This window comes from Enterococcus lactis (assembly GCF_015751045.1).
GTDB classification, from domain to species: domain Bacteria; phylum Bacillota; class Bacilli; order Lactobacillales; family Enterococcaceae; genus Enterococcus_B; species Enterococcus_B lactis.
In genome coordinates, this window is record NZ_BNJW01000043.1 from 1 (window position 1) to 8,132 (window position 8,132).

Annotated in this window: 5 protein-coding genes and 2 pseudogenes; 5 read left to right on the top strand and 2 right to left on the bottom strand. The window is 38.3% G+C overall.

Features of this window, described 5'->3' with window-relative positions:
• Nucleotides 1–304: 304 nt before the first annotated feature.
• The 3 genes and pseudogenes from KFO35_RS13550 to KFO35_RS13560 all read left to right on the top strand — a co-directional run bounded on the left by KFO35_RS13550 (nt 305) and on the right by KFO35_RS13560 (nt 5,275).
• A pseudogene (locus tag KFO35_RS13550) lies at nt 305–3,472 on the top strand (Ig-like domain-containing protein).
• 19 nt (nt 3,473–3,491) lie between these two features.
• On the top strand, nt 3,492–4,520 hold the full coding sequence (locus KFO35_RS13555; RefSeq protein ID WP_002314595.1) for a WxLIP family cell surface protein: 1,029 nt from the start codon (nt 3,492–3,494) through the stop codon (nt 4,518–4,520).
• Entirely contained in the window at nt 4,517–5,275 is a 759-nt protein-coding gene (locus KFO35_RS13560) for a WxL domain-containing protein (protein WP_070703772.1), read from the top strand. Before KFO35_RS13555 ends, KFO35_RS13560 begins: the two co-directional genes overlap by 4 nt.
• Before the next feature lie 85 nt (nt 5,276–5,360).
• On the opposite strand, the gene KFO35_RS13565 is transcribed toward KFO35_RS13560, so the two are convergent.
• Nucleotides 5,361–6,101, bottom strand: a complete 741-nt coding sequence (locus KFO35_RS13565; RefSeq protein ID WP_002291154.1) for a LytR/AlgR family response regulator transcription factor — start codon at nt 6,099–6,101, stop codon at nt 5,361–5,363.
• Between the two features lie 60 nt (nt 6,102–6,161).
• Here KFO35_RS13565 and KFO35_RS13570 point away from each other — a divergent pair, with 60 nt between their 5' ends.
• Together KFO35_RS13570 and KFO35_RS13575 are read left to right on the top strand one after the other, a co-directional pair.
• Nucleotides 6,162–7,415, top strand: a complete 1,254-nt coding sequence (locus KFO35_RS13570) for a GHKL domain-containing protein (protein ID WP_070703770.1) — start codon at nt 6,162–6,164, stop codon at nt 7,413–7,415.
• Between the two features lie 321 nt (nt 7,416–7,736).
• The gene (locus KFO35_RS13575) at nt 7,737–7,964 is read left to right on the top strand and encodes a winged helix-turn-helix transcriptional regulator (RefSeq protein WP_002293846.1); all 228 of its coding nucleotides are present in this window, start codon (nt 7,737–7,739) and stop codon (nt 7,962–7,964) included.
• A 31-nt stretch (nt 7,965–7,995) separates the two neighbouring features.
• Here KFO35_RS13575 and KFO35_RS13580 read toward each other — a convergent pair.
• Nucleotides 7,996–8,132: pseudogene (locus KFO35_RS13580) on the bottom strand (IS30 family transposase); the annotation flags it as partial.

Genomic DNA, 8,132 nt, shown 5'->3' on the forward strand with positions numbered 1-8,132 from the left:
ACGTAAACCTGATTCTAAAATGACAGTAAAGAAGTTCGGTTTTTGATAGGGACTCGTAGTCCTCAAGGCTTTGTTCGAACTTTCTTTCACTCTTCACTATAATCTAAAAATAGAAAATAGAGGAGAACATCATTCGTCAATGATGTTCTCCTCTAATCTTAGTATGTTTTTGTACAAAAAAGAAATTTACACCTAATAGAAAAATTTTTCCATAAAAATACATATTTTAAATATGAAAGTACAATTGGAAATAGATTAAAACGATAAAATAAAATTGTCAAAACGTCAGAGAGGATGGTGGAGAATGAATCAATGTGTAAAAAAGCTGATTGCGTCGATTTTGTTTGTCTTCCCTCTCTTGATGGTGACATCCGTTTTTGCCGATGTAGAGAAAACAAACGAATCAACGCAATCAGAGAATCAAAGTTTTGACAAGACTACTTTTTCAGAAGAATCGATTACTTCTGAAACTACAGAATCTCAAAGTGAGGCTTCTACTAATAAAAGGCAAGAAGAAAATAAGACAAGTGAGACCTCAGAAGTAGCTGAACAAACGTCTGATAGCAGTGAAGCGGCACTGGCAAGAGCTGTTTCATCGGATGGGTACAGCGAAGCTGCCACAACAGAAGAACTGGCGCAGCTTCTCGCAGACGAATCAGTAACTAAGATCCGACTGACTCAGCCTTTGACTTTAGACAGGGAATTAGAGATCAAACGAGATATCGTTATTGATTTTGGTGGATTCGCTCACAATTTCGGCACACACCATATTTATATCAATGAGATACCTCAGTCGATCGAGTTCCAGAATTTTAAAGGAACAGCTGCACATCCAGGTGGATTGACACCAAATATCGATGGAAATGCCATTATCATTGCTTATATGACCGATTTTTGGGGAAGCAGATATCATTTTACGGGAGAAATAAAATTTACCGGGACACTTGATTTGTATGATGGGTCCAAATTAGGACTGATTTACGCTCCTCGTGCAACTGTCACATTAGATGGTGTTTCCGGTGTGTTGGATGTCCAACCAGTGAAGGAAGGACTTAATGCCGCTCCGGGTAAAGCCTATTTTTGTAGAAGCTATCAATTGAATGTGATCAATGGTAGTCAACTTTATGGACCGTATCTAGGGAAATTCTACGGTTTTCTAGATTCAGGAGATGAGACTGGTAGTGGAAAAACAGCGCCAGGAATCCATATCTTAAGCGGTTCAAAGGTCTCTCTTGATTATGATCGGGCAGATGGCGTTATTGATGAAGGAGAGGCAGTCGATACGCTACCTGGTAATGTCATGTTTGAAGTCAGTGGTTCGGGAAGCGAATTTTCGGTAAATACAAAGATCAATATTACCAATGACAACAATCGCGGAATCATCCAAATGAGAGGTTCAGGATCGAAAGTCACTGTATCGAATGGTGGGAAAATCACCATCAATACAGCAACTACGTGCGGATTTCGCTTGCAAGGAGATTCTAGTCAAATCCATGTATCAAGTGGTGGACAAATCTCGGTCAAAATGGCTGGAGATGACGATCAACCCGGGAACAATGGGATGCTTTTTGTAGGAAAAGGCCTTTCTTTGATCGTAGAAGGAGCCGGATCAGTTATCGACATCGATAAGCAGAGTGGGCGTTCCAGCGCAGTTCGTTTTGAGAACGGTACGCAAAAGCTGACAGTAACCAATGGAGGCTCATTGAGGGTAAGAAATGCAGGTGATGGCAAATCTTACGTGAACAGACTCAATCAAGGAAATCAAGCGATCCAATTTTATGACGCTTCTGGTTTTCTAGAAAGTCCAGGTTCAGCTGATTTTACAGTCACTGGAGAAAAATCAAATATCGATATACGCGCAGATTCCGGAGCAACTGTAGATACAACTGGAGATATTGATTTAAATTTTACGGCAGGTGAAAAAACTTATTTAGTCATGGTCGGGAAAACAGGGGAAGATAAGACCGGCATCATCAGTGGGGATGTGTTGAATGTGGACTTAGAATCTCCTACCTATTTTGATTTCCAAAACAAACGGATTGGAAGCGAGACCAATGGCATAGGCGGCTGGGTATTCCAAGGAAATGGAGATTCTTCTTTAAAGATCGCCCATTCAGAAATCGCTTTATGGCGAAAAACAGGCGCAACATTCGATAACTTTGAAAAAGACCCGGATTATTTTTCTGATATGACAGACTTATCGATCAATGGGACCGACTTAGGCAATTTCGTATCAAGCCCTAGTGCAGGTTTAACAAATGAATTTGCTCAGACAGGTGCCGGAATGAAAAATTATAATCGAATCAGTGCCAATAATCAGCTCCCGATGACTGAATCCTTAAGAGTGCCAACGAATGCAGATAAAAAAATCTATGGGCATGTCGTTGTTCCCGAAGGTGTCTAGGCAAAGCCAAGAGATGCTTGGACAGGCGAAGTAGAAGTGACTTTACGTATTACTTACGCAGATACGACGAAATCACCTGTAGAAATTACTGCTCTCACGCAAGGACAAACAGATGAAAATGAAGGGGCAGGATATAACCCATGGGGAGAAGGCGAACAAGGCGGCTTGTTCGAAGTTCAAGTACCCAATGATGAGAGATTAAAAACGGAGGATCAAGTGCAAGTTGTTGCTGCTAAAAAAGTAAGAAGCGGCCAAGAAGTGACAGAACTGGACTCTGCCAAAACGACAGTCGATGTCATTCCTCCTGAGCCTGCTAAATTAAGTACCACATTGATCAATGCAGCTTCTCGCTCAATCACAGGTACAGGCGAAGCAGGATCCTTAGTTTCATTGAAAAAAAATCAAGCTGTTTTGTCAGAAACCACTATTGATGATACAGGTAAATTTGTTCTTTCTATCCCAGAAAATCAGCTTTTTGCAGGAGATATATTAGAAATCGTATTAAACGACCAAGCAGGAGAAGCTGCTGCTAAGGGTGTGCAGAACAAGCCAAGTACCAACGATGAAATCGGGAATCACAATCCAAGTGATACGCCAGTTGTTTATCATGATGCTCCGCCTTTTGCGCCTGCTGCGAAGATTGTAGTAGAAGGTGGTCTCTCATTTCTTGCCCCTTCCAAACTCGATTTTGGACAGATCAAAGCAACTGGGTTGACGCAAGAAGCATTTGGCCAAATGGATGCGCAGGAAAAATTATGGATTTATGACCAACGAGAAACAAAAAGTCCATGGATCTTAACAATAAAACTATCTCAGCCCTTTACAAACGATTCAGGATTTTCTATGCAGGATGTCCTTTATTTCAAGAAAGGCGAAGAGTATCAATTAGTGAATGAAGAAGAACTGGAAATTGTCGAAGGACAAAATTCTACGAATGCGCAAGCAGATTATTCAGAATATTTAAATAACGGTCGGGCGTTTAAACTTGTCTTAACTAAAGAAAATCAGATAGCTGGTGATTACTCAGCAGAGATGACATGGACATTAGCAGATGCGCCGACAGAATAAAGATCAAGGAGGATGATTGATGAATCGAATATGGAATAAAAGTCATCGAAACAACTGCTCTTTACTTCTGATCCTTCTCCTTGGATTCATCCTTTGGCAGACACCTGTCCATGCCTCCGAATTCAATTTTGCGGTAGATTTTGAATTGCCGGCTAATCAGATCAATAAGAACAAAACATATATAAATGTAAGGATGGAGCCTGGAAAAACACAGGAAATCCCCTACACGGTCTTTAACCGAACAGATAAACCAGTAACAGTTGAGACATTGATCCACTCTGCTACGACGAATTCAAACGGTGTGATCGAATATGGAGAATCAAAAAGTAAATTAGATGAAACATTAAGTTATGATATGAAAAACTTAGCAAAAACAGTGGGAGAAATAACTGTTCCTCCTCAAAGTGCGGTCACTGAGACACTTTCACTGAAAGCTCCAGAAAAAGAGCTGGCTGGTGTGGTCGCAGGAGGGATCACGTTTCAAGAAAAAAAAGAGAACGTTTCTAACAAAAGTACAGTTGGTGTCGTCAATCAGTTTTCTCAAGTGAAAGCGATCTTGATTCGAAATAGCGAAAAAGAGTCTTCCCCAGATTTGAAATTAAAAAAAGCTTATGCGGATCAAAGCGATGGAAGAAATGTGATTAAGGTGAATCTTCAAAATCCAAATGCTTCTTATATGTTCAGCTTGACTACATCGGTTGAAATCTACAAAAAAGACTCAAAAGAACCTTACCTTTCAATAAAAAAAGAAAAAATAGATGTAGCACCCAATACAAATTTTGATTTACTTGTCCCATTAGAAGGAAAAAAATTAGCTCCGGGACATTATCAAGCGGTTGTGAAGGGTGCTTGGAAAGAAAAACGCTGGAATCTTCATACTGATTTTGAAATAACTGATGATGCAGCGGACCAATTGAATGAAAAGGATATTGATTTAAAAAATCAGCCAGAAACATTTGACTGGCGATGGCTGATACTTGTTGGAGTCATTCTTATTGGCTTATTTGCTGGATTATTTATTTTAAAAGAAAGAAGGAAAAAGAAATGAAAAAAACAATTGCATTAAGTACCGTTCTAGCTGGAAGTCTATTATTATATACACAAAGTGTTTTTGCTGAGAATAAGAGCTCAGCCACTACAGAAGGAACGATTTCTGTAACAAAACCAGATGCCGCAAATCCTGAAGACGTCGTTCCGGTTCCTCCTGTTGATCCAAATGATCCCGATACGCCGTTTACACCTGACGAACCAAATCAGGGAACATCCGGATTACTGACGATTGACCAAGCTCCAGATCTTGATTTCGGAACAATCAAATTAGGAACAGCAAAAACAGTATATGCTGCATTACAAAGCGGAACGGACAGTACTGGGGCACCCACACAAGTACAGAATTTCGTACAAGTAACGGATAAAAGCGGAAATTATGCCGGTTGGAAACTATCAGTCAAACGAACAGAATTTATTGGAACAACATCTGATACGAATAAACTAACTGGATCAAAGGTGAAATTCAAAAATGCTGTGATTCGAAATAGCGCAACTAATAGCAGTGGAACGCCATCTACCATTTCTGGAACTGGCGCTGAAGGAATCGAGATCCCAGCAGATCAGGCAGTAGATCTAGTAACTGTAGGGGCAAATGAAGGGATTGGCACATGGATTTATTCACTAGGGGAAAATGCGGAACAAGGGAGACAATCAGTGGAATTATTTGTTCCTGTATCCAATTATGCTGTAGACAACTACGTTTCAACATTCACATGGTCGTTAACAGATGCTCCTACAGAAGAGGAAGCGTAAAATCATATCAACGATTTCAGGGAGTGGAGCCGATTCAAGGCCCACTCCCTGAAATCTGATATGCTTACGTCTCAGCTCTTATTCATCAACTCGAAGCAGTTTTTTGGAAGTCATGGAAACGTTCCTTTGTCTTTTCAAAGATCTTTCGACCAACGAGTAAGGAGTCACCGTTGAAAAATTCTAACACATAATGAGCAGAATCAATTTTCTGCAATTGCGATAAGTTGATACAGTAAGATTTTAAAAGTAAAAAGTAAGCATACTTTTCTAACTCTGTCTTCAATTGTTTTAAAGAAGTATTCACTAATTTATCTTCTGTAGTTGTTTTGACCATAACTTGGTTTTTCAAACCTTTGATACTTTCAATATATAAAATTTCCCGAGGATACAGGACGAGACTTCCACCTTTTTGATCAATAAAGATTTTATCGACATTTACGATCTGCTGTTCTTTCCAATTGATCTGTTCTAGCACTTGACGAATTTGTTCAGATAAATTCCTGTCTTTTCTGATATATCCAATCGGAAGGATTTTCCGATTGATGATCTCTACTGCAAAATTCGTATAAGCGGTGAAAAAAACAATATTACTATGTGCATTTTTTTTACGTATTTGTTCGGCGACATCAATACCTGTGAGTGATTGCTTCAAGTCGATATCGATAAAGAAAACATCGTGATTATCAATAGTGCCCAACTGGATCAACTGATTGATTTGAGAGACAGAAGTGAGCTGCACGATATTCTCGATATGATGATTGACCAATTCTTTGATGATCCATTCGCTGTGAAACTGGTTATCTTCTATGATAAAATACTTTTTCATATGCAGGCTCCTATCAAAAAAATATGTGTACATTTTGAAACAAAACAATGGAGGAATAAGATGGTCGCAACAGTGACACTTTATTTGACCTTTACTTTGATTTTAGATTTAGGTATCTATTTATTCTTTTCGAAACAACTGCTAGTAAAAAACAGCTTTGGTTGTATAGCTTTGATGGTGGTGACACTTTTACTTCCTATCCCTAAAGTGAGTTTTCCTTACCTAGTTGGCTTATTATTGATGTTTCTTTTTTATTTTACTACGAAAAACCTGTTTATCAGCTGTTTGATCAGTAATCTTTTTTTTGCTATCACTGGACTCAGCTTTTTTCTGGTTTTTGATCTGATGGATTATTTAGGAAAGAGACACCTTGGAACAGCAAGTTTTTTTGCACTACTTATCGCATTTATTTTCTATCTATTAGTAAAAAGTATAGACAAACAGACGAGATTTCTCAACTTGCTTTTTACTTATCCAACTGAACACTATTTTGGAGGTATTTGTATTTTATTAAGTTGGGGCGTGATTTACTTGGTATTGGGAAGTGTTCACTTCCGCTCATCTAATTATCTGCTTCTATCTCTTTTGTCGATAGTCATCAGTTTTTTTTCTTTGTTTTTTTCCATTATGTTGATCAGTTTCCAAGTAAAAGAAAGACAACATCAGGAATCGCTTCAACTGTATCAAATAAATGAAGAATATTACCATCATCTAGAGGAATTCAAACATGATTATAAAAGTCTACTGTTTTCATTAAAAATTACTCTTCAAGAAAATAAAAAAGAAACGTTGGAATTTTTAGAAATCTTAGAAGATCATTCTGCAGCTATTTTTGAAAAACCGCAAATACAACAGCTAACAAATATTGTATCCCCAGCTGTCAGGGGTGTCTTTTTAAAATTTCTAGAAAAAGCAGAATCGGAGAAAATCCCGATCCAAGTAGTTATTCCTGTCGAAGTGAAAACAATCCCGATTGATCTGGTTGTTTTTATTCGCTGTTTATCTATTTTTATTTCTAACGCATTCGATCATCGTGTAGCCGGTCAGAGTCCGATTACGATCAATCTGCTGGAAGAAAAAGAGGGATTACGTTTTAGTATAGCGAACAAGGCAAATCCAACGAATTTGACGCTATCGGAGATGGTCAAAAGAGGAAAAACCTCTAAAAAAAATGGCGGGTTAGGTCTATACAGTGCGAAAAAAATGCTGGATGTTTACGAAAATGCAGAACTAAAAATCGATTTTTCAAAGCAGAATCACTGTTTCTTTGTAGAAATGTATCTGGCATCTAGAAAGAGCAAATCAGCCTACTGACTTACTGTCAAAGGATAAGCTTGAGGAAAGTCTACACGGAGATAGAGACAACAACACAGCATATTCAAAAGAAACAGAAGCGTGATGACCGTTGTCACCCTTCTGTTTGTTTTGCTATGTAGTTAAACAAAGTAGTTGACACTTCCGCTACTTAGTATTAGTACGAAAGTATACTTCATGATACTAAGTAGATAAGAAGTGAAAAGCGGAACCCACGATCGTCAAAATGCTAACTGCTTTGCTTACACCAGATAAAGGGAAGAGCAATATCGCTTATTTTAGGCGTGGAGAAGCAAGAAAATCCCTACGATCACAAAAAAAATGCTGACCCAGCAGTTAAGAGAGTTAGAACAAGATGAAAGTATCCATCGAAAAGCCTATAACCAAGTCCCGCCTAAAGTAGAGTACTCGCTCACCGAAGAAGGAAAATCATTAAGAGAGATTCTAGTAGCGTTGTCTGTTTGGGAAGAAGAACGTATCGAAAAACAAAAAGCCTCAAGGGAAGAAGACACGCTACTGCATACACATGGTGGCTACCTAAATTATTGATTTTCTATGACATTTATTTTAATATGATTTGTCAAATTAAGCTAGAATAAAATGCTTCTTGTACATAGCTCAAAAATATTTCGATTGGTGTTCTGTAATTCAATGATTTTCTTGGAATATGATTACGTTGATTGCTGACACTGGAAATAAATGTCTGATTCACTTCTC